This is a genomic window from Mesobacterium pallidum (assembly GCF_019966535.1).
GTDB classification, from domain to species: domain Bacteria; phylum Pseudomonadota; class Alphaproteobacteria; order Rhodobacterales; family Rhodobacteraceae; genus Mesobacterium; species Mesobacterium pallidum.
Map to the genome: position 1 here is coordinate 237,552 of NZ_JAIMID010000002.1, position 25,397 is coordinate 262,948.

22 protein-coding genes and 1 tRNA gene are annotated in these 25,397 nt (G+C 66.3%); 15 read left to right on the top strand and 8 right to left on the bottom strand.

What is annotated here, in order from left to right; genetic code table 11:
* The first annotated feature begins 180 nt into the window (after positions 1-180).
* On the top strand, positions 181-654 hold the full coding sequence (locus MF270_RS03850; RefSeq protein WP_238364537.1) for an Lrp/AsnC family transcriptional regulator: 474 nt from the start codon (positions 181-183) through the stop codon (positions 652-654).
* Between the two features lie 6 nt (positions 655-660).
* On the opposite strand, the gene MF270_RS03855 is transcribed toward MF270_RS03850, so the two are convergent.
* On the bottom strand, positions 661-1,092 hold the full coding sequence (locus tag MF270_RS03855) for an NADPH-dependent FMN reductase (RefSeq protein WP_238364538.1): 432 nt from the start codon (positions 1,090-1,092) through the stop codon (positions 661-663).
* Positions 1,093-1,431: 339 nt separating this feature from the next.
* Here MF270_RS03855 and mdeB point away from each other — a divergent pair, with 339 nt between their 5' ends.
* The 5 genes from mdeB to MF270_RS03880 all read left to right on the top strand — a co-directional run bounded on the left by mdeB (position 1,432) and on the right by MF270_RS03880 (position 9,367).
* On the top strand, positions 1,432-4,113 hold the full coding sequence (gene mdeB / locus MF270_RS03860; RefSeq protein WP_238364539.1) for an alpha-ketoglutarate dehydrogenase: 2,682 nt from the start codon (positions 1,432-1,434) through the stop codon (positions 4,111-4,113).
* Between the two features lie 11 nt (positions 4,114-4,124).
* On the top strand, positions 4,125-5,414 hold the full coding sequence (locus MF270_RS03865) for a 2-oxo acid dehydrogenase subunit E2 (protein WP_238364540.1): 1,290 nt from the start codon (positions 4,125-4,127) through the stop codon (positions 5,412-5,414).
* A gap of 10 nt (positions 5,415-5,424) precedes the next feature.
* Positions 5,425-6,834, top strand: a complete 1,410-nt coding sequence (gene lpdA / locus MF270_RS03870; RefSeq protein ID WP_238364541.1) for a dihydrolipoyl dehydrogenase — start codon at positions 5,425-5,427, stop codon at positions 6,832-6,834.
* A 199-nt stretch (positions 6,835-7,033) separates the two neighbouring features.
* The gene (locus MF270_RS03875; protein WP_238364542.1) at positions 7,034-7,627 is read left to right on the top strand and encodes a VOC family protein; all 594 of its coding nucleotides are present in this window, start codon (positions 7,034-7,036) and stop codon (positions 7,625-7,627) included.
* A gap of 66 nt (positions 7,628-7,693) precedes the next feature.
* Positions 7,694-9,367, top strand: coding sequence for an FAD-dependent monooxygenase (locus tag MF270_RS03880; protein WP_238364543.1), 1,674 nt, complete (start codon positions 7,694-7,696; stop codon positions 9,365-9,367).
* A 391-nt stretch (positions 9,368-9,758) separates the two neighbouring features.
* Here the strand turns inward: MF270_RS03880 and MF270_RS03885 are convergent.
* A tRNA-His gene (locus MF270_RS03885) sits at positions 9,759-9,835 on the bottom strand.
* A gap of 247 nt (positions 9,836-10,082) precedes the next feature.
* Here MF270_RS03885 and MF270_RS03890 point away from each other — a divergent pair.
* The 3 genes from MF270_RS03890 to MF270_RS03900 all read left to right on the top strand — a co-directional run bounded on the left by MF270_RS03890 (position 10,083) and on the right by MF270_RS03900 (position 11,694).
* Positions 10,083-11,078 carry an NADPH:quinone oxidoreductase family protein gene (locus tag MF270_RS03890; protein WP_238364544.1) on the top strand — a complete coding sequence of 332 codons (996 nt, stop codon included), beginning with the start codon at positions 10,083-10,085 and terminating at the stop codon, positions 11,076-11,078.
* A 68-nt stretch (positions 11,079-11,146) separates the two neighbouring features.
* Complete coding sequence (locus tag MF270_RS03895; RefSeq protein ID WP_238364545.1) at positions 11,147-11,365, top strand: DUF6324 family protein; 219 nt, start codon at positions 11,147-11,149, stop codon at positions 11,363-11,365.
* 80 nt (positions 11,366-11,445) lie between these two features.
* On the top strand, positions 11,446-11,694 hold the full coding sequence (locus tag MF270_RS03900) for a hypothetical protein (RefSeq protein ID WP_238364546.1): 249 nt from the start codon (positions 11,446-11,448) through the stop codon (positions 11,692-11,694).
* Between the two features lie 206 nt (positions 11,695-11,900).
* Here MF270_RS03900 and MF270_RS03905 read toward each other — a convergent pair whose 3' ends face one another.
* From MF270_RS03905 to MF270_RS03930, 5 genes are all read right to left on the bottom strand, one after another.
* Positions 11,901-14,876, bottom strand: coding sequence for an Rne/Rng family ribonuclease (locus MF270_RS03905; protein WP_238364547.1), 2,976 nt, complete (start codon positions 14,874-14,876; stop codon positions 11,901-11,903).
* Positions 14,877-15,414: 538 nt separating this feature from the next.
* Positions 15,415-16,290 (bottom strand): NAD(P)-dependent oxidoreductase, encoded by an 876-nt coding sequence (locus MF270_RS03910; protein WP_238364548.1) that lies wholly within the window; start codon positions 16,288-16,290, stop codon positions 15,415-15,417.
* A gap of 395 nt (positions 16,291-16,685) precedes the next feature.
* Positions 16,686-17,093, bottom strand: coding sequence for a DUF1499 domain-containing protein (locus tag MF270_RS28340; RefSeq protein ID WP_418887858.1), 408 nt, complete (start codon positions 17,091-17,093; stop codon positions 16,686-16,688).
* 32 nt (positions 17,094-17,125) lie between these two features.
* On the bottom strand, positions 17,126-18,094 hold the full coding sequence (gene speB / locus MF270_RS03925; protein ID WP_238364549.1) for an agmatinase: 969 nt from the start codon (positions 18,092-18,094) through the stop codon (positions 17,126-17,128).
* Between the two features lie 3 nt (positions 18,095-18,097).
* The gene (locus MF270_RS03930) at positions 18,098-19,261 is read right to left on the bottom strand and encodes a M20 aminoacylase family protein (protein WP_238364826.1); all 1,164 of its coding nucleotides are present in this window, start codon (positions 19,259-19,261) and stop codon (positions 18,098-18,100) included.
* 63 nt (positions 19,262-19,324) lie between these two features.
* On the opposite strand from MF270_RS03930, the gene mazG reads away from it, so the two are divergent.
* From mazG to MF270_RS03950, 4 genes are all read left to right on the top strand, one after another.
* Positions 19,325-20,155: a nucleoside triphosphate pyrophosphohydrolase gene (gene mazG, locus MF270_RS03935; RefSeq protein WP_238364550.1), complete on the top strand. Its 831-nt coding sequence runs from the start codon at positions 19,325-19,327 to the stop codon at positions 20,153-20,155.
* A gap of 66 nt (positions 20,156-20,221) precedes the next feature.
* Positions 20,222-21,226 (top strand): Fe(3+) ABC transporter substrate-binding protein, encoded by a 1,005-nt coding sequence (locus MF270_RS03940; RefSeq protein ID WP_238364551.1) that lies wholly within the window; start codon positions 20,222-20,224, stop codon positions 21,224-21,226.
* 236 nt (positions 21,227-21,462) lie between these two features.
* Complete coding sequence (locus MF270_RS03945) at positions 21,463-22,404, top strand: nucleoside hydrolase (RefSeq protein WP_238364552.1); 942 nt, start codon at positions 21,463-21,465, stop codon at positions 22,402-22,404.
* Positions 22,401-22,847 (top strand): GNAT family N-acetyltransferase, encoded by a 447-nt coding sequence (locus MF270_RS03950; RefSeq protein WP_238364553.1) that lies wholly within the window; start codon positions 22,401-22,403, stop codon positions 22,845-22,847. Before MF270_RS03945 ends, MF270_RS03950 begins: the two co-directional genes overlap by 4 nt.
* A gap of 4 nt (positions 22,848-22,851) precedes the next feature.
* Here MF270_RS03950 and MF270_RS03955 read toward each other — a convergent pair whose 3' ends face one another.
* Positions 22,852-23,364, bottom strand: a complete 513-nt coding sequence (locus MF270_RS03955) for a hypothetical protein (RefSeq protein ID WP_238364554.1) — start codon at positions 23,362-23,364, stop codon at positions 22,852-22,854.
* A gap of 127 nt (positions 23,365-23,491) precedes the next feature.
* On the opposite strand from MF270_RS03955, the gene MF270_RS03960 reads away from it, so the two are divergent.
* Together MF270_RS03960 and MF270_RS03965 are read left to right on the top strand one after the other, a co-directional pair.
* Positions 23,492-23,902: a SufE family protein gene (locus MF270_RS03960; RefSeq protein WP_238364555.1), complete on the top strand. Its 411-nt coding sequence runs from the start codon at positions 23,492-23,494 to the stop codon at positions 23,900-23,902.
* Between the two features lie 145 nt (positions 23,903-24,047).
* On the top strand, positions 24,048-25,271 hold the full coding sequence (locus MF270_RS03965) for an N-acetylmuramoyl-L-alanine amidase (protein WP_238364556.1): 1,224 nt from the start codon (positions 24,048-24,050) through the stop codon (positions 25,269-25,271).
* The last annotated feature ends 126 nt before the right edge of the window (positions 25,272-25,397 follow it).

Consider the following 25,397-nt stretch of genomic DNA (forward strand, 5'->3'; position numbering starts at 1 on the left):
CCTGTTCGCCTGTCACGTCGGCCGTGACCCGCAAACCGTAGTCGTGCGGCTTGCGGTTGAGATGACTGCAATCACTTGCCGCCGATATCAAAGAGGCATCGCAAAAACCGATTTGCCATGTGCCCGAAACAAGCCGGACGCAGTAGATCATGCCGCAAGGACCAGACCCACGAGGCAATCATGCTGAAGCGCACGCTCGACAAGACAGATATGAGAATTCTGAAGGAGCTTCAGGCGAACGGACGGCTGACGAACGTCGAACTGTCGAACCGGATCGGCCTGTCGCCGTCCCCCTGCCTTGCCCGCGTGCGACAGTTGGAACGCGATGGAGTGCTGCGCGGCTATGTTGCGCTGGCCGACCCCGAAGCGCTTGGCCTGTCGCTGAACGTGTTCGTTCAGGTCACGCTGGAACGGCAGGTCGAAACCTCGCTTGCCAAGTTCGAAGCGAAAATGCGTGTGTTTCCCGAGGTGATGGAATGCTACCTGATGACGGGCGATAGCGACTACCTGGTCAGGCTGGTCGTGCCTGACCTGGCCGCACTCGAACGGTTCATCCTGAAGGAACTGACGACCATTCCCGGCGTCTCGAACATCAGGTCGAGCTTTGCCCTCAAGCAGGTGAAATACAAGACCGAGCTGCCGACCGAAGCCTGAGGACGCCTATCCCAACCGCTCGATCAGGGCGGCGAAACGCGCGGCGAAATCTCCGACGAACGCCCGGACGGACGCGTCTTCGATGACACCCTCGTGCGAAATCATGTCCGGAGTCCGGAAGGTTATGTATGTCTCACCCGGCATCACAAACGCCCCCTGGATAGAGAGGATCTGGCGTAGGTGCTGCTGCCCGACGGCGGTTCCGATCCCGCCCGGAGACGCACCCGTCATCGCGATCACGCGGTCGCGCCAGACGTTCCTGGCCGGCGGTTTGGACCCCCAGTCGATCGCGTTCTTGAGCAGCGCCGGCACGGATCGATTGTATTCCGGCATCACAATGCAGATGGCATCGGTCCCGCTGATTTCGCGTATGAACCTGCGCACTGCTTCGGGGCGATCCGGTTCGAGATCCCCGTTGTAGAAGGGCATGTCATCCATCTTCAGCTAGCGGAACGAAAGCCCCTCGGGTGCATGACGCTCGATCGCGCGGGCCAGCCGCAGGTTGATCGACCCGGTGCGCAGACTTCCCACGAGCATGGCGGCAGTGCGTTTGGACATCGTGATCCTCCTTGATCTGAAGCCGGTCTAGCCGGGCGCCGGGAACCCGGCCAAGCGGGAATCACGTCGTATCTCGCCACTTCGGCAGGACATGCTTCAGAACCGTCCTCAGCCGCAGGATCTGCCGCGAGGCCGGTCTGCGGCCCGCGTCTTCGGCACCACCTGTTCCGGCGCGACACCTAGACTCGGATCAACACGAAAGCATCCGAGGCGAGACCGATGACACAGCCCCCCAACCACCGAGAGCTGGACGAAGATCCGATTGAAACCCGTGAATGGCTGGACGCCCTGGCATCGGTCACCGAGCGGGACGGACACGCGCGCGCCGCCTATCTGCTTCGGCGTATCGAAGAGGCCGCGCGGCGCGAGGGCGTCTTCCAAAGCGGTCAGCCCTATTCATCCTATCGCAACACGATTCCCGTTCCCCAGCAGGGCCCCTACCCCGGTGACCTCGAGATCGAAGAGCGCCTCACGTCGATCATGCGCTGGAATGCGCTCGCCATCGTCGTGCGGGCCAACAATGCCTATGGCGGTCTTGGCGGGCACATTGCCTCTTATGCCTCGGCCGCGGAAATATTCGAAACGGGCTTCAACCACTTCTTCCGGGCCCGAACCGAAGACTTCGGCGGTGACCTTGTCTACTACCAGCCGCACTCCGCGCCGGGTGTATATGCCCGGGCCTTCCTCGAAGGCCGCCTTGACGAAGAGCAGCTTGCGCATTACCGGCGCGAAGTCGGGGGCAAGGGCCTGTGCTCCTACCCCCATCCATGGCTGATGCCGGATTTCTGGCAATTCCCGACCGGGTCCATGGGGATCGGGCCGCTGAATGCGATCTACCAGGCCCGATACATGCGCTACCTGGGGCATCGCGGCCTGGCCGACACGACCGACCGCCACGTCTGGGGCGTCTTCGGTGACGGCGAAATGGACGAACCGGAATCGATTGCCGGGCTGACACTCGCCGCCCGCGAAGGGCTCGACAATCTTACCTTCATCGTGAACTGCAACCTGCAGCGTCTTGACGGCCCCGTGCGCGGAAACGGGCAGATTATCCAGGAACTGGAGAGCCTGTTCATCGGTGCGGGCTGGAACGTCATCAAGGTGCTTTGGGGGTCCGAATGGGACGGGCTGTTTGCCCGCGACACCGACGACGTGCTTCTGCGCCGGTTCTCGGAAACGGTCGACGGCCAGTACCAGGATCTTGGTTCGAAGGACGGCGACTACAATCGCACCCGGTTCTTCGACGCCGACCCCGCAACCAAGGCGCTTGTCGCGCATATGACCGACGAGGAAATCAATCGTCTCAAGCGCGGCGGACATGACTTCCGGAAACTCCATGCAGCGTTTGCCGCCGCCAAGGCGCACAAGGGGCGGCCCACCGTCATTCTGGCCAAGACCAAGAAGGGGTTCGGCATGGGCAATGCCGGGGAAAGCCGCAACACCGCCCACCAGGCCAAGAAGCTCGATGTCGGCGCCCTGGCCGAGTACCGGGATCGGTTCCAGCTGCCGTTGACTGACGAACAGCTCGAACGACTGGAGTTTCTCAAACCCGATCCGGACAGCCCCGAAATGACCTACCTGCGCGCGCGGCGCGCGGCGCTTGGCGGGCCGATCCCGTCACGCGCGCCGCACACGGTCAAGGACGCGCCGCCAAGCGTGCCCAAGCGCGACACCTATGCCAAGTTCGCGCTCGCGCCCGATGGCCGGGAAATGTCCACGACCATGGCCGCGATCCGGATGATGAGCGCCCTGCTCAAGACCAAGTCCTTCGGCCCCCGCATCGTCCCGATCGTTGCCGACGAGGCCCGGACATTCGGCATGGACAACCTGTTCCGCCAAATCGGGATCTACGCCCCGACCGGGCAACTGTACGAACCCGAAGATGCCGCGTCGATGCTGTTTTACAAGGAGGCGCAGAACGGGCAGCTGCTGGAAGAAGGCATCACCGAAGCCGGCGCGATTTCGTCCTGGGCGGCGGCGGCCACGTCGCATTCGATCCACGACGTGGCGACCCTGCCCTTCTATATCTACTATTCGATGTTCGGGTTCCAGCGGGTCGGCGATCTTATCTGGGCTGCGGCGGATCAGCGGTCCCGGGGGTTCCTGCTGGGCGCGACGGCAGGCAAGACCACGCTGTCGGGCGAAGGGTTGCAGCACCAGGATGGGACCAGCCTGCTTGTCGCCGCGACCGTGCCGAATTGCCGGTCCTACGACCCTGCCTACGCCTACGAACTGGCTGTCATCCTCGATCACGGCATGCAACGCATGTTCGCCGAACAGCAGGACGAGTTCTTCTACATCACCGTGATGAATGAATCCTACGCCCAGCCGGACATGCCCGACGGGATCGAAGAGGACCTTCTGCGCGGCCTCTATCGCATCGCGCAGGCGGGCGACGACACTGCCGAAACCCGTGTCCGTCTGCTGGGCTCGGGCACCATCCTGAACGAAGTTCTGGCCGCCGCAGACCTGCTTGCGTCGGACTTCGGCATCGCCTCGGACGTCTTCAGCGCAACAAGCTACAGCGAACTTGCGCGCGAGGCCGCGGAAACCGAGCGCCAGAACCGCTATGCCCCCGGCCAGACTGTCCGGACCGCGCACGTGGCACGGATGCTCCCCGGCCCGATGCCGGTCATCGCCGCGACCGATTACGTCCGCGCCCTGCCGGCCATGATCGCGCCCTATGTCCAGGGCCGGTTCGTCACCCTCGGGACGGATGGGTTCGGTCGCTCGGACCAGCGCGCGGCCTTGCGCGACTTCTTCGAAGTGGACCGGCGCCATATCGCCCTGGCGGCCATCGAAGCGCTGGTGCGTCAGGGCGCGGTGTCCGCCGACCTTCTGGACCAAGCGCTGCAGGCCTTCGGCATCGAACGGGCCGCGCCGGCCCCGTGGACCGTGTGAAAGGGAAAGACATGACCGGGATCATCGACATCGCGGTTCCGGACATTGGTGATTTCGCGGACGTGCCCGTTCTCGAAGTCCCGGTCTCCGTGGGCGACACGATTGAAAAGGACGACACGATCCTCGTGCTCGAATCCGACAAGGCGACGCTGGACGTGCCGAGTGACGTCAGCGGGCGCGTGGCCGAGGTGCTCGTGAGCGAAGGCGACCGGGTTTCCCCCGGCACGCTTGTCCTGCGGATCGCCCCGTCGGGCACTGCCGCCGCAGAAAAGCCCCCGGCAACCCCGACCCCGTCCCCGCCCCCGCCCCCGACCCCGACCCCGGCCGTCCCGGCGCCCGAAGTGGCACGGGACATTGCCGTCGCCCGGCCCCCCGACCCCAAGCCGCACCAGCGCAAAGCGTCGACCGGCAGCCACGCGTCCCCGTCCGTGCGCAAGCTCGCCCGCGACCTTGGCGTCGACGTCAGCTGCGTGTCGGGTACCGGCCGCAAAGGGCGTATCACGCCAGACGATCTGCACGGACATGTGCGGACGGCGCTGTCCCGGCAGGAACAGGGTTCCGACAAGGGCGCCCTGTCCGGCTTGCCCGACTGGCCCAAGGTCGACCATGCGAAATACGGCGAGATCGAGCGCATCGAACTGTCACGGATCGCACGGATTTCCGGACCTGCGCTCGCACGGAACGCGATGGTCATTCCGCATGTCACCAATTTCGAGGTGGCCGATGTGACCGACCTGGACGCGTTCCGGGCATCGCTGAATGCCGAAGGCGCCGAGACGAAACTGAGCCTGCTGCCCTTTGTCGTGAAGGCGGTCGCGCACACGCTCGGCGCCCACCCGCGATTCAACGCGTCGGTCGACGGCGCCCATCTCGTCCTCAAGAAATACATCAACATCGGTGTGGCGACCGACACCACCGAGGGACTTGTCGTTCCGGTCGTGACGGCAGCGGACACAAAAAGCGTGGGCGCCATCGCCCGTGAGATGGCGGCGCTTGCCGCAGAGGCCCGTGCCGGGAAACTGCGCCCCGAAAAGATGCTGGGTGCGACCTTCACGATCTCGTCGCTTGGCGGCATCGGCGGGACGAACTTCACGCCGATCATAAACGCACCCGAAGTCGCCATCCTCGGGATGACCCGCGCCGCGATCCAACCGGTCTGGGACGGGCAAGGCTTTGCGCCACGCCTGATCCAGCCGCTGTCCCTGTCCTGGGATCACAGGGCGGTCGACGGCGTCGCCGCGGCGAAATTCCTCGTTCACCTCAAGACCCTGCTGTCGGATTTCCGACGCATCAGCCTTTGAGGGGATGGCCATGACCGCAACGACCACCCCTTCGGCGAAACACACCGCGCTGCTTGTGATCGGCGCAGGCCCCGGTGGCTACGCCGCCGCGTTCCGCGCAGCGGACCTTGGCAAATCCGTGACCCTCGTCGACCGCCGGGCGACCCTTGGCGGCGTCTGCCTGAATGTCGGATGCATCCCGTCCAAGGCCCTGCTTCACGCCGCGCAATCCGTCGCGGACGCATCCGACGCGTCCGCCTTCGGAGTGTCCTTTGGCAAGCCAAGCGTCGACCTCGACGCGTTGCGCGACTGGAAAGACGGCGTCATCACCCGGCTGACCCAAGGCCTTGCGGGCCTCGCGCGGCGCCGAAAAGTCGATGTCCTGCAGGGCGAGGCCGCATTCATGTCAGACCGCGAGGTCACGGTCTCGGGTCCGGACGGCGTGCACCGCGTGACATTTGACGACGCAATCATCGCGACCGGATCGGTCCCGGTCACGTTGCCCTTTCTTCCGAAGGATCCACGGATCATCGACAGCACCGGCGCGCTCGCGATCGCCAGGGTTCCTGACCACCTGGTCATCCTGGGCGGCGGGGTCATCGGGCTGGAAATGGCGCAGGTCTACCAGGCCCTGGGCAGTCGGATCACGATCGTCGAGATGGCAACCCAGATCATCCCGAGCGCGGACGCGGCACTTGTCAAACCGCTGGCGGACCGCATCGGCCGGCGCTACGACATGCGCCTGGGAACCACGCTCAAGGCGGCCCAGGCCCACAAGGACGACCTGCAGCTGTTCCTGTCCGGCCCCGAGGGAGAGACGGACATCCGCTGCGATGCCCTTCTTGTCGCGGTGGGCCGAAGGCCCGATTTGTCGGCGCTTGCGATCGCGCAGGCGGGCCTGTCCCCGGACCGCCAGGGCTTTCTGCCAGTGAACAGCCGGATGCAAACACAGGTCCCGCACATCTACGCGATTGGCGACATCGCGGATGGGCCCATGCTGGCGCACAAGGCGGCCCATCAGGGCAAGACCGCCGCCGAGGCCATATGCGGCCTGCGCAGCCATTTCGACCCGGTCACGATCCCGTCGGTCGCCTACACCGCCCCGGAAGTGGCCTGGGCCGGGTTGACAGAGACCGAAGCCAAGGCGCAGGGCATCGAGATCGACATCTCGTCCTTTCCGTGGGCCGCGTCGGGTCGTGCGATGTCCATGGGCGACGCGACCGGCGTGACGCGCCTGATCACTGACCGCGCGTCCGGCCGGGTTCTTGGCGTCGGGATCACCGGCGCACATGCGGGCGAGTTGATCGCCGAGGGCGTCCTCGCGATCGAAATGGGGGCCGATGCCGCCGATCTCGCGCTGTCCGTGCACCCACATCCGACACTCTCGGAAACGCTCGGCTTCGCGGCCGAGGCCCGCGAGGGGACGCTGACAGACCTCTGACCCGTCCGGACAGATCTGGACAGATCGACAAGACCGCCGGTGCCCTGCGCCAGGCGGTCTTTTTTGCCCTGATCCCAGTGATGCCGGGTCAGCATCACACCCCCCAAGTTGCCATCTGAAACCCGTTGCGCGGCACGGCCATAGTGTCCGTGACCGGCGGCACGTTGCGCCGCGGCCCAAACGTCCAAGGAGGAGAAACATGAAAGACGTCCCTGAAATCGGGGTAAAGCCCGTCCTGCATCACGTCACGTTCAAGACGACGCGTCTGGATGAAATGCTGGCATGGTACGAAGCCGTGATCGGCTGCACACCGAACTTCAAGTTCGAAGGCGGGTCCTGGACCACGAACGACGCCGCCAACCACCGCCTCGCGTTCCTGCAGACCCCCAAGATCAGCGATGACCCCGGCAAGCTAGAACACGCGGGCCTGCACCACACCGCGTTCGAATTCCCGTCCTTCGAAGACCTGATGGCGAATTATTCGCGTCTCGCGGATGGGGGCATCGTTCCGCATATCTGCCTCGATCACGGGCTGACCATGTCATTCTATTACGTCGATCCCGACGGGAACAGCGTGGAGCTTCAAAGCGACAATTTCGGGGACTGGGCCAAGTCCACCGAGTTCATGCGGACCTCCGAAGAGTTCGCCCGCGAACCCATCGGCGTGGAAGTAGACCCGCCCAAGATGGCCCTGGCCCTGGCCGAAGGCGTCCCCGTCAAGGAGATCCTCGTGCGGTCCCGCAAGGGCGAATACCTGCCCGACGTTCCCGGCGACATCCGCCTTCCCGGCTGACCCGGTGCCGAGGCCCCGGCACATCGGGGCCTCCATGACTCCTCAAGCATACGAAAGTGTCCCCAAATGCTGCGTCCCGAAATGACCCCTGAAGTCGTCATCGTCGGAGCCGGTCCAGCCGGACTTTCCCTTGCCATCGAACTGGGAATGCGCGGCGTCCGGTGTCTGATCGTCGAACGCGACGACCGGCGCGGATGGGCGCCGCGCGCAAAGACGACGCACAGCCGGACCCGCGAACACATGCGCCGCTGGGGCATTGCAGACAAACTTGCCGAGGCCTCGCCTTTCGGGGTCGACTATCCCTGTCACATCCTGTTCGTGACCCGCATGGGCGGCTATCTGCTCAAGAAATTCGAACACGCGCTGGATTGTCGGCCGGACCGCAACGAAGACTATTCGGAACACGGTCAATGGATACCACAATACAAGCTCGAAGAGGTGCTGCTGACCCATGCCCGCAGCCTCGACACGGTCTCCATTCGCAACGGATGCGAGTTTCTCGGGCTCGATCAGGATAGCGATGCGGTCCAGATCCACCTCAAGGACACGACCACCGGCGCGGTCGAGACCATGTCGGCATCCTACCTGGTGGGCGCCGATGGCGCACGCAGTTCGGTGCGCGATGCCATCGGGGCAAGAATGGTCGGAACCTACGGTTTGTCGCGCAATTACAACGTGATCTTCCGGTCGCGCGGGCTTGCACAGGCGCATCCCCACGGGCCCGGCATCATGTATTGGCAGATCAACGCAGAGGTGCCCAGTCTCATCGGACCCATGGATCAGGACGACCTTTGGTTCTTCATGCCGACCAACGTCGGCACGGACGTCACGCTGTCTGCGGCCGATGCCGAACAGCTCATTCGCCTGTCCACGGGTTTGGATGTTGATTACGAAGTGCTGAGTTCCGACGAATGGGTCGCAAGCCGGTTTCTCGCGGACCGATACCGGAATGGACGGGCTTTCCTGATCGGAGACGCCTGCCATCTTCATCCGCCGTTCGGAGGTTTCGGCATGAACCTCGGGGTGAGCGACGCGGTCGACCTCGGGTGGAAACTCGCCGCCACGCTGGGGGGCTGGGCCGGCCCGGCGCTGCTGGACAGCTACGCGACAGAGCGCCGGCAAGCCCACGAGATCGTCCTGGACGCGGCCGAATCGAACCATGGCACTCTTGCCAACGATCTGATCCGTCCCAACATCGAAGCAGCGTCTTCCGAAGGCGCCCGGACCCGGGCCGACCTGTGCGGCTTGATCGAACGCGCCAAACGGGCCGAATTCTACGCCCGAGGCGTCGTGCTGGGCTATTGCTACAGGGGATCGGATATCGTCATCGACGACGGATCCCAGGAAGAATGGGTGCCGACCGTGGACTACGCCCCGCGCGCCATACCCGGCTGCATCGCGCCGCACCACTGGTTGTCTGACGGCAGCTCACTGTATGATCATTTCGGCGACGGCTTTACGCTTCTGGTGACCAGAGGCGGTCACGAAAGCGGCCGCAGGGCCGCAGCGCAAGATGCCTTGCGACTGGGCATACCACTCAAGATCCTGGACATGCAGACCGAGGCGCTTTCTGCACGATACGGAACTGACATGACCCTCATCCGGCCGGATCAGCATATCGCTTGGCGCGGAAACACCTGGCCGGGCTCGGGGATCCTGGCCCAATCCGTTGGATCTGGTACCTCGGATGCGCGCGTGCAGGCATCCGGAACTGCGGAACCGCAGTTCGCCCCCGAATGAATGGCCAGGCCTTCGTCTGATTGCGTCGGCCCAGGCTCGGCAGATGATCCGGGCCGGCGATCAATCCGACCAAGCAAAGCCGTCTCGGGCCCACGCTCCTGGGAGCCCACGCTCGTAGGTCTGCCCTGTTCAGGTTCGATGCGATGTGGGACGCCTCACGCGTACCGGGACATCATCGGTCCTTCAGCACGTCGGTCATGTTGACGATCGGGTCGCGAGTGCCTGAGCGTCTTCACGCGTTGGACAAACAGCTTGCAACCATGGCGCTGCGCCACCTTGGTCCGTGAGATGAAATGCATCCAACCACCGGGGCTTTGATCGCCGCATTTCACCCTTCGCAGCAGCGACAGGCACGCTCACACGACATCTTCCACTGAGTGTTTTGATTTTATGGTACCGCCTCCCTGGCTTGAACAGGGGACCTCTGGATCCACAATCCAGCGCTCTAACCAACTGAGCTAAGGCGGCACTCTGACTTGGCGGTGCGTGGCGAAATTCGCAGGTTCAGACCCGCAGGATCGCTGCCCCGTCAAGCGTGGGAGGCCACTAGCACAGCCCCGGAAGGGTTTGCAAGAGCGTTTGTGACAAAGCGGTGCGGGCAGCCGCCACGGCGCGCAGCAGCCGGCAATTTCCGCCCGCCGGAACATGGTTCCGCGCATGGTTGACAGGCGCCGCCCGGCGCGTCCTAGTGGCGCCAAGGACGGAGGAGTGGACGATGAAAGCCATGCTGAGCAAAGCCCCCGGCGGGCCCGAGACCCTGGAATTGACCGAGCTGCCGACGCCCGAGCCCGGCCCCGGCCAGGTGCGCCTGCGGGTCCATGCGGCGGGGCTGAATTTTCCCGACACGCTGATCATCCGCGACCTCTACCAGATGAAGCCGCCCCGCCCCTTTGCCCCCGGCGGCGAGGTCTCGGGCCAGGTCGAGGCCCTGGGCGAAGGCGTCACCGGCTTGGCCGTCGGCGACCGGGTGCTGGCCATCACCGGCTTTGGCGGCTTTGCCACCCATGTGCTGGCCGATTTCGCCCGGATCGTGAAGATCCCCGACGCCATGCCCTATGACGAGGCCGCGTGCTTTGTCTTCACCTACGGCACCTCGTACCACGCGCTCAAGGACCGGGCGGCCCTGCAGCCGGGCGAGTCGCTGCTGATCCTCGGGGCGGCCGGCGGCGTGGGCGTCGCGGCGATCGAGCTGGGAAAGGCCATGGGCGCGCGGGTCATCGCGGCGGTATCGTCCGAGGAAAAGGCCGCCTTCTGCCGCGAGGTCGGGGCGGACGAGACCGTCACCTACCCGCGCGAGATGGACCGCGCCGCGCAACGCGCCCTGTCGGACCGGATCAAGGCGTTGACGGGCGGCACCGGAGTCGACGTGGTCTACGACGCGGTGGGCGGCGATTACGCCGAACCGGCGATCCGGGCGCTGGCCTGGAAGGGGCGCTTTCTGGTCGTGGGCTTTCCGGCCGGTATTCCCAGCATTCCGCTGAACCTGACCCTGCTCAAGGGCTGCCAGATCCTCGGCGTCTTCTGGGGCGACGCGGTGCGGCGCGATCCGGCGGGCCATGCGGCCAACATGGCGGACCTCATGCGCCTTTACGCGGCGGGCCAGGTGCGGCCCCGCATCCTCGACCGCTTCCCGCTCGACCGGGCGGCCGAGGCGCTGAGCCTGATGCAGGACCGCAAGGTGCAGGGCAAGGTGGTGCTGATCCCCGGCTAGGGCCCTCTTGCCTTTCGCCGGCCAATCGCGCTATCGCGGATGCCAGCACCGGATGACGAGGGCGCCCCATGGGTATCAACGACGAACGCGACATCGAGGCCAACCTGCAGATCGGCCCGACCGACCAGGGCATGGTGCGTCTCTTCATCGACGCCGGGTCGTTCGAGATCCCGATGGATTTCACCCCCGAAGAGGCCGAGGAAATCGCGGACGAAATCCGCGCCGCGGCCCAGGCCGCCGTACTGATGGCCGGCAAAGGCGGCAAGGGCGGGAAGAAGAAGCGCTGAGCGTCGCCTTGGGCAACGTCCTGAAACGCCGGCTGATCCGGACCTGGTCCGTTCTTTTCTTGTCTGTTTGGCTGAGCGGCATGACCGCCAGCCTGATGGCCAGTGCCTGCCAAAAAGACCGCAATAACGGCCAGAGGAAACTGCGCGTCTGCACGATCTCCCTCACGGCCGGGGCCTGGATGCCCCTTGTCAGCGCACGGGAACGGGCGCGGAACTCGATCCTGCATCTCGAGCGCGGCATCGCGTTGTGGCAACTCGGGCGTAAGACCGAAGCCCAAGCTGCCTTTCAGCAAGCCTACAGGAACGCTCAAGCCACACCCGGGCCGTAGTCGCCCACCTGCACAGCCGCGTTGTCGACCTGCGTGACTCCGATCTCTTCGCGCTCTGACGTGCTGCCGTGCTCGGTGACGGCGAGGACTGACCTCGCCGCCCCCCCTTTCGCGCGGCCGCCCATTAGGGCGGACAAGCCCCCGGCGCAACGAAAAAGGCCCGGCACATCCGGCCGGGCCTTTCCCTCATCCTGTCATCAAGGCGCTCAGCGCCCGATGGACCACCAGCCACGGCGCTTGGGCTTGTCGTCGTCCTCTTCGGCCTCGCCCCCCGCGCCAACCGGCTCGGGCTGCGGCTCGGCCGGAGCCTCGGCGGTCTCCTCGACGGCCGGCTCGGCGGGTGCCTCTTCGGTCGGCGCAGTCTCTTCGGCCACCGGCTCGGCTGCCTCTTCGGCGGCCGCGACCGTCTCGTCCTGCGGCTCGGGCGTTGTTTCCGCCTCTGCCACCGGCGCGGCCTCGGCGGCCGTCACGTCGGTCTCGGGCACCTCCGGCTCGGCCTCGGCGACCGGCGTGGTTGCGCCGGCTTCCTCGGAGAGCGGCGCGGCGCTGCCGGCGCTGTCGCCTGCTTCGGCGACCAGATCGGCCGGCTGCTCGGCCGCGTCCTCGGCGGCCACGGGCGCCTTTACCTCGGGTGCGTTCTGATCGGCAGACGCCGCCTCGGGGCCAGCCTCCGCGACCGGGGCATCCTCGGTCTTCTTCTTGCGAGACACCGTCCGCTTGCGCGGCGCCTTGGGCTTCGGCTCTGCTTCGGCGGCCTCGGGTTCAGCCTTGGTCGCACCCGTTGCCTCGGCCTCCGCCTCGGGCTGGGCCTCGCCTTCGCCCTCGGTGGATTTCTTCGACCGGGAGCGCGACCGCGACCGGGAGCGCGACGACTTCTTGGGCTTTTCCTCGGCCTCGGCCTCGACTTCGGCATCTGCCCCGCCGGCGGCGGCTTCGGCGTCAGCCTCGGCTTCGGCCGCGCTGTCTTCGGCCTCGTCCGAGCCATCGTCATCGGACGACTCGTCGCCCTGATCGCCGGTCTCTGCATCGCCATTGCCCGACGACGATTTCCGCCGCCGACGCCGACGGCGCCGCTTCTTGGGCTTCTGTTCCTCGTCGCCCTCCGGGGTCTCGGGGGCCGACGTCGTTTCGGCCTCTTCGGCCTCCTCGATCTCGTCCTCTTCGATCTCCGGCTCGTCGAAATCCTCGGCCACGAGCGCGTTTACCGACACCACGGGCGCCGTCGCCTCGGGCACGGACCGGGTCGCGGTCTTGAACTTCTCCATGGTGAAGTCGGGCGACACCAGGTGCGGCTCACCCTCGATCCGCACGGACATGCCGTAGCGCAGCTCGATCTGGGCGACATGCTCGCGCTTCTGGTTCATCAGGTAGTTGGCAATGCCGACCGGGCACTTGACCAGCACTTCGCGCGACCGGCGGCGGGTGCCTTCCTCCTCGATCTGGCGCAGGATGTTCAACGCCATGTTGTCGTCCGACCGGATCAGGCCGGTGCCGTGGCAGGCCGGGCACGGCTGGGTCGTCGCCTCGATCATGCCGGGGCGCAGGCGCTGGCGCGACATCTCGAGCAGGCCAAAGCCCGAAATCCGGCCCACCTGGATGCGGGCGCGGTCGGTCTTGAGCTTGTCCTTCAGCTTCTTCTCGACGGCGGCGTTGTTCTTGCGCTCGTCCATGTCGATGAAGTCGATGACGATGAGGCCCGCAAGGTCGCGCAGACGCAGCTGGCGCGCGACCTCCTCGGCCGCCTCCAGGTTGGTCTTGAGCGCGGTCTCCTCGATCGAGCCTTCCTTGGTGGCCCGTCCGGAGTTCACGTCGATGGCGACCAGCGCCTCGGTCACGCCGATCACGATGTAGCCGCCGGATTTCAGCTGCACGGTCGGGTTGAACATGCCCGACAGGTAGGATTCCACCTGGTAGCGCGCAAACAGCGGCATCGCTTCCTGGTAGTTCTTCACGTTCTTGGCGTGGGACGGCATGATCATCTTCATGAAGTCCTTGGCGTTGCGGTAGCCCCGCTCGCCTTCCACCAGCACCTCGTCGATCTCGCGGCTGTAGAGATCGCGGATCGAGCGCTTGATGAGGTCGCCTTCCTCGTAGATCTTGGCCGGTGCGATCGACTTGAGCGTCAGCTCGCGGATCTGTTCCCAGAGCCGCTGCAGGTACTCGTAGTCGCGCTTGATCTCGGTCTTGGTCCGCTTGGCCCCGGCGGTGCGCACGATCAGGCCCGCGCCGGTCGGCACGTCGATCTCGGCGGCGATCTCTTTCAGTTTCTTGCGATCGGCGGCATTGGTGATCTTGCGGCTGATGCCACCGCCACGGGCGGTGTTGGGCATCAGCACGCAGTAGCGGCCGGCCAGGCTCAGGTAGGTGGTCAGCGCGGCGCCCTTGTTGCCCCGCTCTTCCTTGACGACCTGCACCAGCAGGATCTGCCGGACCTTGATGACTTCCTGGATCTTGTACTTGCGCGGACGCGGCTTGCGCGGCGGACGGATGTCCTCCTCGTCGTCTTCCTCGGCGACGGATTCGATCTCAGAGGCGGCGTCGTCCTCGTCGTCGCCATCCTCCTCGTCATCCGTGCTGAACTCGGCCGCCCGGGCGGGGGCCTCGTCAGCCATGTCCTCGTCGGCCTCGGCTGCGACCGGGGCCTCCGCGCTTTCCACGCCTTCCTCGACCGGAACGGCCGCGACCGTCTCCATCGGCGACAGGCCCTCGGCGTCGTCCAACCCCTCGACGGCGTCATCGCCCTCGAGCTCGATGGTCTCCATCCCGGCGGGGACCTTCGTTTCCACCGCGTCCTTCACGTCGGTCCTGGCCGCCTTCGAGCGCGAGGACGAACGCCGCCGCGACCGCGACGGTTTCTTTTCCTCGGCCTCGTCCCGGGCCTTCATGGCCTCGGCATAGGCGCGCTCTTCTTCCATGAGCGCTTCGCGATCCGCGACGGGGATCTGGTAGTAATCCGGGTGGATCTCGGAAAAGGCGAGGAACCCGTGCCGGTTGCCGCCGTAATCGACAAAGGCGGCCTGAAGGCTGGGTTCGACCCGCGTTACCTTTGCGAGGTAGATGTTGCCGGCGAGCTGCCGCTTGTTGTCCGATTCAAAGTCGAATTCCTCGACCTTGTTGCCGTCCACCACCACGACGCGGGTTTCTTCCGCGTGGGTGGCGTCGATGAGCATCTTCTTTGCCATGATGTCCTAATGCATCGCGCGCGCCATCCCCGGGCCCCGAAGGACCTGCGGGAAGGTGGCGGCGATGTCTGTCAATGGCGATCGAGGGCGCAATGCGGCGGGGGGCTTTGAGGCCCCTGTACCTGCCGACAACGTGTTCCGCGCGCCTCATCGCGTTTCTTCTCCGGCCGTCCCGGGCGGTGGTTCCGCCGGTCGACCCATTAGCGGCCCGTCGCACGTGGCGGTCCGGGCATTCGGGTGGAGCCCCGAAAGGCTCCAAATCGGTCTGTCATCCGACGGGGGCGTTCAGCGCCTGCACCAGCAGATGACAGCGAATCTCTCACAGGTTTCGCGGACGTGTCGCGTCGCCAAACCTGTCTTTCAACATAAGGGAGAGGCGCGGCCAAATACAATGGCCAATATTCAATGCGTCCCATTTCGCGCCGCACAGGACAGGGCGCCCGCCTGCCCTTTCATTATTCCGCAAATACTCCCGCCGGAGGCACCGGTCGGGGCCCGCCCCGACCGGTTTTGGGCGTGGCGCGCTCACGCGCCGCCCTCAGCCGTCGAAGGCCCGCAACCGCTTGATCAGGCTCGAGGTATCCCAGCGCCCACCGCCCAGCTTCTGCACCTCCTTGTAAAACTGGTCCACGAGGGCCGTCACCGGCAGGCTGGCGCCGTTCTCGTTGGCTTCCTCGAGGCAGATGCCAAGGTCCTTGCGCATCCAGTCCACGGCAAAGCCATGCTCGAAATGATCGTCCAGCATGGTCTCGTAGCGGTTCGACATCTGCCACGACCCGGCCGCGCCCTGGCTGATCACCTCGACCACCTTGCGCCCGTCCATGCCCGATTTCTCGGCGAAATGCAGCGCCTCGCTGAGCCCCTGCACCAGCCCCGCAATGGCGATCTGGTTGCACATCTTGGTGATCTGCCCGGCGCCGCTTTCGCCCAACCGCCGGCAGATGCGGGCATAGGCGTCGATCACCGGCGCGACCCTGTCGAAGACGCCTTCGTCCCCGCCGCACATGACCGACAGCACGCCGTTCTCGGCCCCCGCCTGCCCGCCCGAGATCGGCGCGTCGACAAAGCCGATCCCGGCCTCCTTGGCGGCACCGTAAAGCTCGCGCGTGACCAATGCAGAGACGGTGGTGTGATCGACAAAGGCCGCGCCCGCGTCCATCCCGGCAAAGGCGCCATCCTCCCCAAGGCAGACTGCCCGCAGATCGTCATCGTTGCCGACGCAGGAAAACACGATTTCGGCCCCTTGCGCCGCCTCGCGCGGGGTCGCCGCTGCCGCGCCGCCATGCTCTGCGGCCCATTTCTCCGCCTTGGCCGCGGTGCGGTTGTAGACCGTCACCTCGTGCCCCTTGGCCGCCAGGTGCCCCGCCATCGGGTAGCCCATCACGCCCAGTCCCAGGAATGCCACCTTTGCCATTGCTCGCCTCCTTCGCCCGCGAATTCACATGTCGGGCGAACCCTACGCCGCCCCGCGCGCCGTGAAAACCGGCTTTCCCGCAACCTGGCACCGGCGGATGCGCAAGACCCCGCCCGGCGATGCGGCAGGTGCTTCGCAGGGCGAAAAGGTCGTGCTAGGATTGCGCCATGCTGACCCGTCTCGCCTGTCTCGCAGTTCTTGCCACCAGTCCCGCCCTTGCCGATGGCACCATGGGCGGCAAGGTGATCGACTGCTACTGCACCGACAGCCAGGGCGCCCGGATCGAATTGGGAGAGGTCATCTGCCTCAGCGTCGGCGGGCGCATCTTCACCGCGCAATGCCAGATGTCGCTGAACGTGCCGATGTGGCGCGAGCTAAACGAGGGCTGCGCCTCTTCAAGCCTTGAGGGCCGCGATCCATCCGTCAAGGCGCGCCTTGTTCACGCCCATGTCGCCTTTTCCGAAGCGCAGGCGCGCGAAAAGGCGCAGGTCGCCGCCGCTCGTGTCGACCGTGGTGTAATCGGGAAACCCCCAAAGCTGTGAGCGGGTCACGTAGGTGATCCGCCCCTCCTCGACCGTGCCGGCGAGCGCCTCTGTGCGCTCGGTCGCCTGCGCGATGGCGTCCAGTTCGGCCAGCCGGTCCGCCTGGCCACGCAGGATGCGCATGGCGCCGCCCTCGAGGTCGCGATTGCCGTCGAAGGTCAGCGGGATGTGCCAGCGCTCCGGGTCGCTGGGCGCGATCCGCACCCAGAGCGCGAAACTCGCCACCATGATGAGAACGAGAACGCCAAAGAAACCCCACATGCCAACCGCCTTTCCTTGCTGCAAAGCAGAACCTAGCCCGCCTGCCGCCGTGTCCAGCCCCAAAGGCTGATGATCTCGACTGCCACATGCGCCCCGGCGACGCTGGTGATGTTGGCGCTGTCGAAAGGCGGAGAGACCTCGACCACGTCGCCGCCCAGAACCTCTGTCCCGGCCATGCCGCGCAGGATCGCGGCGGCCTGCCAGCTGCTCAGCCCGCCCCAGACCGGCGTGCCGGTGCCGGGGGCGAAGGCGGGATCGAGACAATCGATGTCAAAGGTGAGGTATACGCCGTAACCCTCCGTGATATCACGGATTCTGCGCGCCACGGCCTGCGGGCCGATGGCATGGCATTCCGGCGCGTCGATGATGTGGAAATCCAGCGGTTCGGGGTTGTCGGTGCGGATGCCGACCTGGACGCTGCGGGCCGGGTCCACCAAGCCTTCCTTGACGGCCTTGTACATGAAGGTGCCGTGGTCGATGCGGCTGCGGTCGTCATCGGCCCAGGTGTCGCCATGGGCGTCGAATTGCACCACCGAGAGCTTGCCGAACTTCGCCGCGTAAGCGCGCAGGATCGGGAGCGTAATCGAATGATCGCCCCCAAGGCAGACCGAGGCCGCACCGGCCTCGAGAATGCCGCCCACGTGGCGCTCGATCCGCGCCGGGACATCGGGCGTATGGGCGTAGTCAAAGGGCATGTCGCCGTAATCCACGATGTCGAATTCCGACATCGGATCGTAGCCCCAGCCATAGGGCGCATCGGGGCTTTGCAGCGCGCTCGCCGCGCGGATCTCTCGGGGCCCGAGCCGCGTGCCGGGCCGGTTCGTCACCGATTGGTCGAAGGGGATGCCGGTCACGGCGATATCGACGCCCGCAAGGTCCTTGGTATAGCGCCGCCGCAGGAAGGACGTGGCGCCGGCAAAGGTGTTCTCGTAGCTCGGGCCACGCAAGCTTTGCCGCGTAAACGCTTCGTCCGCCGTATTTTTCGCGTCTTCAAGCGACATGGATCACTCCGCCGGCAGCGCGGTCTCGATCAGCCGCGCAAAGAAGGACGCGCCCACCGGCGCGATCTCGTCGTTGAAATCATAGGCCGGGTGGTGGCAGCCTGGCGTGTCGCCCTGGCCGACATTCAGGTAGGCACCGGGCCGCGCCTCGAGCATGTAGGAAAAATCCTCTCCGGCCATGACCGGGCGGCGGTTGTCGTCGACCTTGTCGGGGCCGACCACACCGCGCGCCACCTCGGCGGCAAAGGCTGCCTGTTCGGGGTGGTTGATGGTCGGCGGGTAGCCGCGCTCATAGCTCACCTCGGCCGTCATGTCATAGGCTTCGGCCGTGCTTTTCACGATCTGACGCATGCGCCGCTCGGCCAGGTCCCGCACCTCGGGCGCGAAACTGCGCACCGTACCGCCGATCACCGCCGTCTCGGGCACGATGTTGAAGGCCGTCCCGCAATGGATCGAGGTGACGCTGACCACCAGCTGGTCCAGCGCATCCACGTTGCGGCTGACGATGGTCTGCAGCCCCTGCACGATGGCCACGGCGGTCATCACCGGGTCCTTGGCCTGGTAGGGCATGGCGGCGTGACCGCCCCGGCCTTTCACCGTGATCTTGAACTCGTCCACGGCGGCCATCATGGCGCCGGGGTTCACGAGGATATGCCCCTCGGGGTCCTGCGGCGTGTTGTGCACGCCGTAGACCTCGGCCACGTCGAACCGGTCCATGATCCCCTCTTCGACCATGATCCGGCCGCCGCCGTCGTTCTCTTCGGCCGGCTGGAAAATCAGCGCCACGCGGCCGGCGAAATTGCGCGTCTCGGCCAGGTACTTGGCCGCGCCCAGCAGCATGGTGGTGTGGCCGTCATGGCCGCAGGTATGCGCCAGCCCCGGAACGGTCGAGGACCAGTCGGTGCCCGACAGATCCTCCATCGGCAGGGCGTCCATGTCGGCGCGCAGCCCGATGGTGCGGCCCGGAGCCTTGCCCTCGATGATCGCCACGACGCCGCTGTTGGCTATCCCCTCGTGGATCTCGTCCACGCCGAATTCCTTGAGACGCTCGACCACGAAAGCCGCGGTCTTGTGGCAGTTGAGGCCCAGTTCCGGGTGCTGATGGATATGGCGGCGCCATTCCTTCATCTCGTCGGCATAGCCGGCAATGCGGTTGACGATGGGCATCGGCTGGACTCCTTTGGGCGGCTCGGTCAGGGTCAGCATGATCACCAGACGAGGCAAGATGCAATGCGAGACGAGCTGATCCACGATTCGAGCGGCGGCATGGAGCGGCTGCGCGAGATCATGCGCCGGCTGCGCGACCCCGAGACCGGCTGCCCCTGGGATATCGAACAGGATTTCGCCACCATCGCCCCCTACACGATCGAGGAAGCCTACGAGGTCGCCGACGCGATCGAGCGCAAGGCCTGGGACGAGCTGCGCGGAGAGCTGGGCGACCTGCTGTTCCAGTCCGTGTTCCACGCCCAGATGGCCGAGGACGCCGGCCTTTTCGATTTCGAGGACGTGGTGCGCGACATCAGCGACAAGATGGTCAGCCGCCACCCGCATGTCTTCGGCGAGGAAAGCCGCGACAAGTCGGCCGAGCAGCAGACCGTCGACTGGGAAAAGGTCAAGGCCGCGGAACGGGCCGCCAAGGCCCAGACCGGCGTGCTGGACGGTGTCGCGGTGGGCCTGCCGGCGCTTCTGCGCGCCTACAAGCTGCAAAAGCGGGCTGCGCGGGTGGGCTTTGACTGGCCCGAGGTGACCCAGGTGCTGGACAAGATCGCCGAGGAAGCGGGCGAGCTGGTCGAGGCCCGCGAAAATTTGACCGAGGCCCAGGTGGCCGAGGAAATGGGCGACCTGCTGTTCGTGATGGCCAACCTGTCGCGCCATCTGGGGGTCGAACCCGAGGCCGCCCTGCGCGCCGCCAATGCCAAGTTCACCCGCCGTTTCAGCCACATAGAGGCCGAACTTGCCGCGCGCGGCAAGACGCCGGCCCAGTCGGACCTGGCCGAGATGGACGCGCTTTGGAACGAGGTCCGGGCGCGGGACAAGGCGGACGCCGAGAAGTCCGAGTAAATTATTCAGGTATTGACCTGACCAAAAGACTCAGGGATACCTCCCTCAAATTCGAAGGAGGACACCATGTCTCAACGTTTCGCCCTGGCCGGCCTTGCCGCGCTGTTGGCCACCACCGCCGTTGCCGAAGAGGTCAACGTCTATTCCTATCGCCAGCCCGAGCTGATCAAGCCGCTGACCGATGAGTTCACCGCCGAGACCGGCATCACGGTGAACGTCGCTTACCTGGACAAGGGCATGGTCGAGCGCCTGACCGCCGAGGGCGACCGCTCGCCCGCCGACGTGGTGCTGACCGTCGACATCTCGCGCCTGGCCGCCGTGGTGAACGCAGGCGTGACCCAGCCGGTCACCAGCGAGGTCATGGCCGCCAACGTGCCCGAGCAGTACCGCGATCCCGAGGGCCACTGGTGGGGCCTGACGACCCGCGCCCGGATCGTCTATGCCTCGAAAGACCGCGTGGACCCGTCCGAGATCACCACCTACGAGGATCTCGCATCCGAGAAGTGGAAGGGCCGCATCTGCACCCGGTCGGGGACCCATGCCTACAACGTCGCCCTGACCTCGGCCGTGATCGAGCACCTGGGCGAGGAAGGCGCGAAGACCTGGCTGCAGGGCATCAAGGACAACCTGGCCCGCAAGCCGCAGGGCAACGACCGCGCCCAGGTCAAGGCGATCTGGTCGGGCGAATGCGACATCGCCATCGGCAACACCTATTACATGGGCAAGATGCTCGAGGATACCGAAGAGCAGGAATGGGCCAACTCGGTCAACGTGCTGTTCCCGGAATTCGAGGCCGGCGGCACCCATGTGAACATCTCGGGCGTGGCCATGGTGAAATCGGCGCCGCATCCCGAGAACGCGCTGAAGTTCATGGAATTCCTGACCTCGCCCACGGCGCAGCAGATCTATGCCAAGGCGAACTACGAATACCCGATCGCGCCCGGCACGCCGGCCGATCCGCTGGTCGAAGGCTGGGGGGAGTTCACCGCCGATCCGACCAACCTGATGACGCTCGCCGGGCACCGCCCCGACGCGCTGCGCATCACCGAAGAGATCGACTTCGACAACTGACCTGAATTCGGCGGGCTCCACGCATCCCGCTCGCCGATTATGCGGGCCGTGCCTTGACGGGCGCGGCCCGCGTCTTTTTCCGCCATACCGGAATTGCAACGCAGGGTCGCGTAACCCGTTACGTGCATTCTCCTTGATCGCCATGGACCAAAATGTCAGGACCGTGGAACCCGGGCCTGTTTGCCCGGGCGGACCTGGGACATCCGGACACTGGCAGAACATGGGAAGGGCACGACATGGCTCCGCGCAAGATCATCATCGACACCGATCCGGGGCAGGACGACGCCGTCGCCATCCTGATGGCGCTGGCCAGCCCGGACGAGCTCGAGGTGCTCGGCATCACGGCCGTGGCGGGCAACGTGCCGCTGCCGCTGACCCAGAAGAACGCCCGCATCGTGCTGGAACTGGCCGGGCGCACCGATATTCCCGTGTTCGCCGGATGCGACGCGCCGATGAAGCGCCCGCTGGTCACGGCCGAGCATGTGCATGGCAAGACCGGCCTCGACGGCCCCAGCCTGCCCGACCCGACCATGCCGCTGCAGGACAAGCACGGCGTCGATTTCATCATCGAAACGCTGCGCAGCGAACCGCCGGGAACCGTGACGCTTTGTCCGCTCGGACCGCTGACGAACATCGCGACGGCCTTTGCCACCGCGCCGGACATCGTCGACCGGGTGCAGCAGATCGTGCTGATGGGCGGCGCTTATTTCGAGGTCGGCAACATCACGCCGGCGGCCGAGTTCAACATCTACGTCGACCCCGAGGCCGCGGCCATCGTCTTTGAATCCGGCATCGACATCGTCGTCCTGCCGCTCGACGTGACGCACAAGGCGCTGGTGACGGGGCCGCGCAACATCGCGTTCCGCGCGCTTGGCACCCCGGCGGGCGAGGCCGTCGCCGCCATGACGGATTTCTTCGAACGTTTCGACAAGGAGAAATACGGCAGCGACGGCGCCCCGCTGCACGACCCCTGCGTCACCGCCTATCTGCTCAAGCCCGAGCTCTTCTCCGGTCGCCACATCAACGTCGAGATCGAGACGGTCTCCGAACTGACCCTGGGCATGACCGTTGCCGATTGGTGGGGCATCACCGACCGGGCCAAGAACGCGACCTTCATCGGCGATCTCGACGCGGACGGGTTCTTTGCCCTGCTGACCGAAAGGCTGGGCCGGCTGTGACCGCGCTCCACATCGCCACGCCCGAGGATGTGGACCGGCTGCTGCCGATGATCGCGGCCTTTCACGTCGAGATGGGGATCGAGCGCAGCGACGCCCAACGCGCCGAGGTGCTGGGCCCCCTGCTCGACGGCATCCCCCACGGCGTCGCCTACCTGATCGGCCCGCGCCGCAGCCCGGTCGGCTATATCGTCATCACCTTCGGCTACGCGATCGAACTGGGTGGGATCGAGGCCTTCATCGACGAGTTCTGGATCCGCCCCGCCGTGCGCGGCCGGGGCATGGGGTCGGAGGTGCTGGCCGACCTCGGGCCCGCGCTGGGGCAGCATGGCGTCAAGGCGCTGCATCTCGAGGTCAAACGCGAGGATGCGGCGGCGCAAAAGCTCTATACGCGCAACCATTTCCGGCTGCGCGACGGCTATTGCCTGATGACGCGCAAGCTCTGAGCGTTCAGCGGCGGGCGCTGGCCTCGTTGCCCCGGCCCCGCACGGTGACCCGGCGCACGCCCTCCAGCGCCTCGAGGTCGAGATACAGCGCCGCTGTCACGGTGCGCGAGGCGACCGAGCCCGTGGCCGGCGCGCGCCGGGGCGTCACCACCTCGAAGGTGTAGACCAGCGTATCGGCGCTTGACGCCTCTTCGTCCTGCACGATCCGCGCATCATAGGGCCCCTGCCGGTCCGACACGCCCGTCACCCGCACCACGGCGCCGCCGGGCAGCCGGTCGATCCCCATGTCGGTGATCTGGGCGATGGCATTGCCGGGATAGACCTCATCCCGGCGCGAAAAGGCACCCAGCCGCGGCAGCAGCGGGTTGCGCGCCTCGCCGTCGACCTCGGTCACCTGGCCACGGCCGAACCAGTTCGCCGGATTGATCGCGCTGTCGCGGATGTAGCCGCAGCCCGAGAGGCCAAGCGCCAGCACGAGGGCCCCGATCGCGGGTCGCCGGATGACGGATATGCGCATGCTCTGCCCTCTTGCTGCTCGTGCGACCGGGATAACGCACCACGCGGACTTTGAAAAGCACCGGCGGCCCTCTGGACCTTGGACGCGGCGGGCCTTAGGTGCAGGGAAACCGCAGGAGACACCGCCCATGGCCAGCGAGACCTTTGAAACCATCGTGGAAGATTTCGAGTTCCTCGAGGATTGGGAGGACCGCTACCGCTATGTCATCGAGGAGGGGAAGAAGATGGAGCCCCTGCCCGATGCGTTGAAGGTCCCGGCGACCAAGGTGAACGGTTGCGCCAGCCAGGTCTGGCTGCACCCGGTGATCGAGGGCGCGACCTTCCGGTTCGACGGCGAAAGCGACGCGATGATCGTGAACGGGCTGATCGCCCTGCTGCGCCACCTGTACAACGGGCTGTCGCTTTCCGAGGTGCTCGAGGTCGACGCCCGGGCCGAGATGGCGCGGCTGGGTCTCAACGATCACCTCTCGGCGCAGCGGTCCAACGGGCTACGCGCGATGATCGAACGCATTCGCGAAACCGCCGCCACGGCGGCCTGAGGCGCCGCCCGGCATCGTGCCCGCGGAACCGGTTTCTCCGGGCGCGGATCGCCAAGCGTCGTTGCCGCGCAAAGTGATCGGAAAACCGGTTCCCACTTTTCCGTTTGCGCTTTACCCTGCCGCCAAACAACAGGGGATGACCCCGATGCGAGCGGTCCTGATTTTTCTCACGGCAGTCCTGCTGTCCGCGCCCCTTGCGGCGCAGCAGCAGGATTTCAGCGGGCTCGCCCGGGTCGATCCCGCGACCAGCGGCGTCACCGACGACGGCGATGGCCTGCGGATCGAGCTGGGGCTGAGCCAGGGCGTGCCCTGGCGGCTCTTCACCCTGTCGGAGCCGGATCGCCTGGTGGTCGATTTCCGCGAGGTCGACTGGTCAGGCACCACGCCCCAGGGCCTTGACCGAAGCGCCCGCATCGCGACCCTGCGCACCGGGGCCTTCCGCCCGGGCTGGTCGCGGATGGTGGCCGACCTGGCCCAGCCCATGGTGGTGGCCGAGGCCGGGATGCAGGTGGCAGCCGACGGCTCAGGCGCGCGGCTCACCGTGGTGCTGGCCCCTACCGACCGCGCGGGCTTCGACGCCGCCGCCGGCGCGCCGCATGATCCGCGCTGGGACCTGCCGCCTGCCCTGCAGACCAGCAGCCCCCGCGCCCGGCCCGCCGACGGGCGGCCGCTGGTCGTCGTGCTCGACCCCGGCCATGGTGGCATCGACCCGGGCGCCGAGGCCGGCGGCGTGGTCGAAGCCGAGTTGATGCTGCAGCTGGCGCGCGAGCTGCGCGAGGCCCTGCGCCGCGCCGGCGGCTTCGAAGTCGTTCTGACCCGCGACGACGACAGCTTTGTCTCGCTCGAGCGGCGCGTGGCCATCGGGCACGAGGCGCGGGCCGACATCTTCGTGTCGCTCCATGCCGATATCGTCGACCAGGGGGTGGCGCGGGGCACCACCGTCTATACGCTGTCGCAAGGCGCCTCCGACAAGGCCTCGGCCGCGCTGGCCGAGCGGCATGACCGCGACGACATCCTCGCCGGGCTGGACCTGTCGGGGGCGGATGACGTGGTGGCCGGCATCCTGATGGACCTCGCGCGACAGGACACCAGCCCGCGCTCGCTGGCGCTGGCAAAAGCCTTGCTGACCAGCATCGAGGCCTCGACCGGCCACGTGAACCGCCGTGCGCTGCGCAGCGCCGGGTTCTCGGTGCTGAAGGCGGCCGATATCCCCTCGGTGCTGGTCGAGGCGGGGTTCCTGTCGACCGAGGCCGACCGCAAGCGGCTGACCGACCCGGACTGGCGGGCGAAGTTCACCGCCGGGGTCGTCGCGGGGTTGCAGGCCTGGGCGCTGGACGATGCGGCGGCAGCCGAGTTGCGGCGGCGGTAGGGGGCCGGGAGGGCGACATGACCCGCGTGGGTGGATGTCCGGTCCCCACAAACCCCGCTCCATTTCATTATTCACGGTCGTGGAACGCGCTCAGCAACACACGCTCGGGATCACCACAGGCGCCAG

Excerpts from the sequence above, each read along its gene's own strand:
- MF270_RS03850 (WP_238364537.1), top strand. The coding sequence starts at position 181 with ATGCTGAAGCGCACGCTCGACAAGACAGATATGAGAATTCTGAAGGAG.
- MF270_RS03855 (WP_238364538.1), bottom strand. The coding sequence starts at position 1,092 with ATGGATGACATGCCCTTCTACAACGGGGATCTCGAACCGGATCGCCCC.
- mdeB (WP_238364539.1), top strand. The coding sequence starts at position 1,432 with ATGACACAGCCCCCCAACCACCGAGAGCTGGACGAAGATCCGATTGAA.
- MF270_RS03865 (WP_238364540.1), top strand. The coding sequence starts at position 4,125 with ATGACCGGGATCATCGACATCGCGGTTCCGGACATTGGTGATTTCGCG.
- lpdA (WP_238364541.1), top strand. The coding sequence starts at position 5,425 with ATGACCGCAACGACCACCCCTTCGGCGAAACACACCGCGCTGCTTGTG.
- MF270_RS03875 (WP_238364542.1), top strand. The coding sequence starts at position 7,034 with ATGAAAGACGTCCCTGAAATCGGGGTAAAGCCCGTCCTGCATCACGTC.
- MF270_RS03880 (WP_238364543.1), top strand. The coding sequence starts at position 7,694 with ATGCTGCGTCCCGAAATGACCCCTGAAGTCGTCATCGTCGGAGCCGGT.
- MF270_RS03890 (WP_238364544.1), top strand. The coding sequence starts at position 10,083 with ATGAAAGCCATGCTGAGCAAAGCCCCCGGCGGGCCCGAGACCCTGGAA.
- MF270_RS03895 (WP_238364545.1), top strand. The coding sequence starts at position 11,147 with ATGGGTATCAACGACGAACGCGACATCGAGGCCAACCTGCAGATCGGC.
- MF270_RS03900 (WP_238364546.1), top strand. The coding sequence starts at position 11,446 with ATGACCGCCAGCCTGATGGCCAGTGCCTGCCAAAAAGACCGCAATAAC.
- MF270_RS03905 (WP_238364547.1), bottom strand. The coding sequence starts at position 14,876 with ATGGCAAAGAAGATGCTCATCGACGCCACCCACGCGGAAGAAACCCGC.
- MF270_RS03910 (WP_238364548.1), bottom strand. The coding sequence starts at position 16,290 with ATGGCAAAGGTGGCATTCCTGGGACTGGGCGTGATGGGCTACCCGATG.
- MF270_RS28340 (WP_418887858.1), bottom strand. The coding sequence starts at position 17,093 with ATGTGGGGTTTCTTTGGCGTTCTCGTTCTCATCATGGTGGCGAGTTTC.
- speB (WP_238364549.1), bottom strand. The coding sequence starts at position 18,094 with ATGTCGCTTGAAGACGCGAAAAATACGGCGGACGAAGCGTTTACGCGG.
- MF270_RS03930 (WP_238364826.1), bottom strand. The coding sequence starts at position 19,261 with ATGCCCATCGTCAACCGCATTGCCGGCTATGCCGACGAGATGAAGGAA.
- mazG (WP_238364550.1), top strand. The coding sequence starts at position 19,325 with ATGCGAGACGAGCTGATCCACGATTCGAGCGGCGGCATGGAGCGGCTG.
- MF270_RS03940 (WP_238364551.1), top strand. The coding sequence starts at position 20,222 with ATGTCTCAACGTTTCGCCCTGGCCGGCCTTGCCGCGCTGTTGGCCACC.
- MF270_RS03945 (WP_238364552.1), top strand. The coding sequence starts at position 21,463 with ATGGCTCCGCGCAAGATCATCATCGACACCGATCCGGGGCAGGACGAC.
- MF270_RS03955 (WP_238364554.1), bottom strand. The coding sequence starts at position 23,364 with ATGCGCATATCCGTCATCCGGCGACCCGCGATCGGGGCCCTCGTGCTG.
- MF270_RS03960 (WP_238364555.1), top strand. The coding sequence starts at position 23,492 with ATGGCCAGCGAGACCTTTGAAACCATCGTGGAAGATTTCGAGTTCCTC.
- MF270_RS03965 (WP_238364556.1), top strand. The coding sequence starts at position 24,048 with ATGCGAGCGGTCCTGATTTTTCTCACGGCAGTCCTGCTGTCCGCGCCC.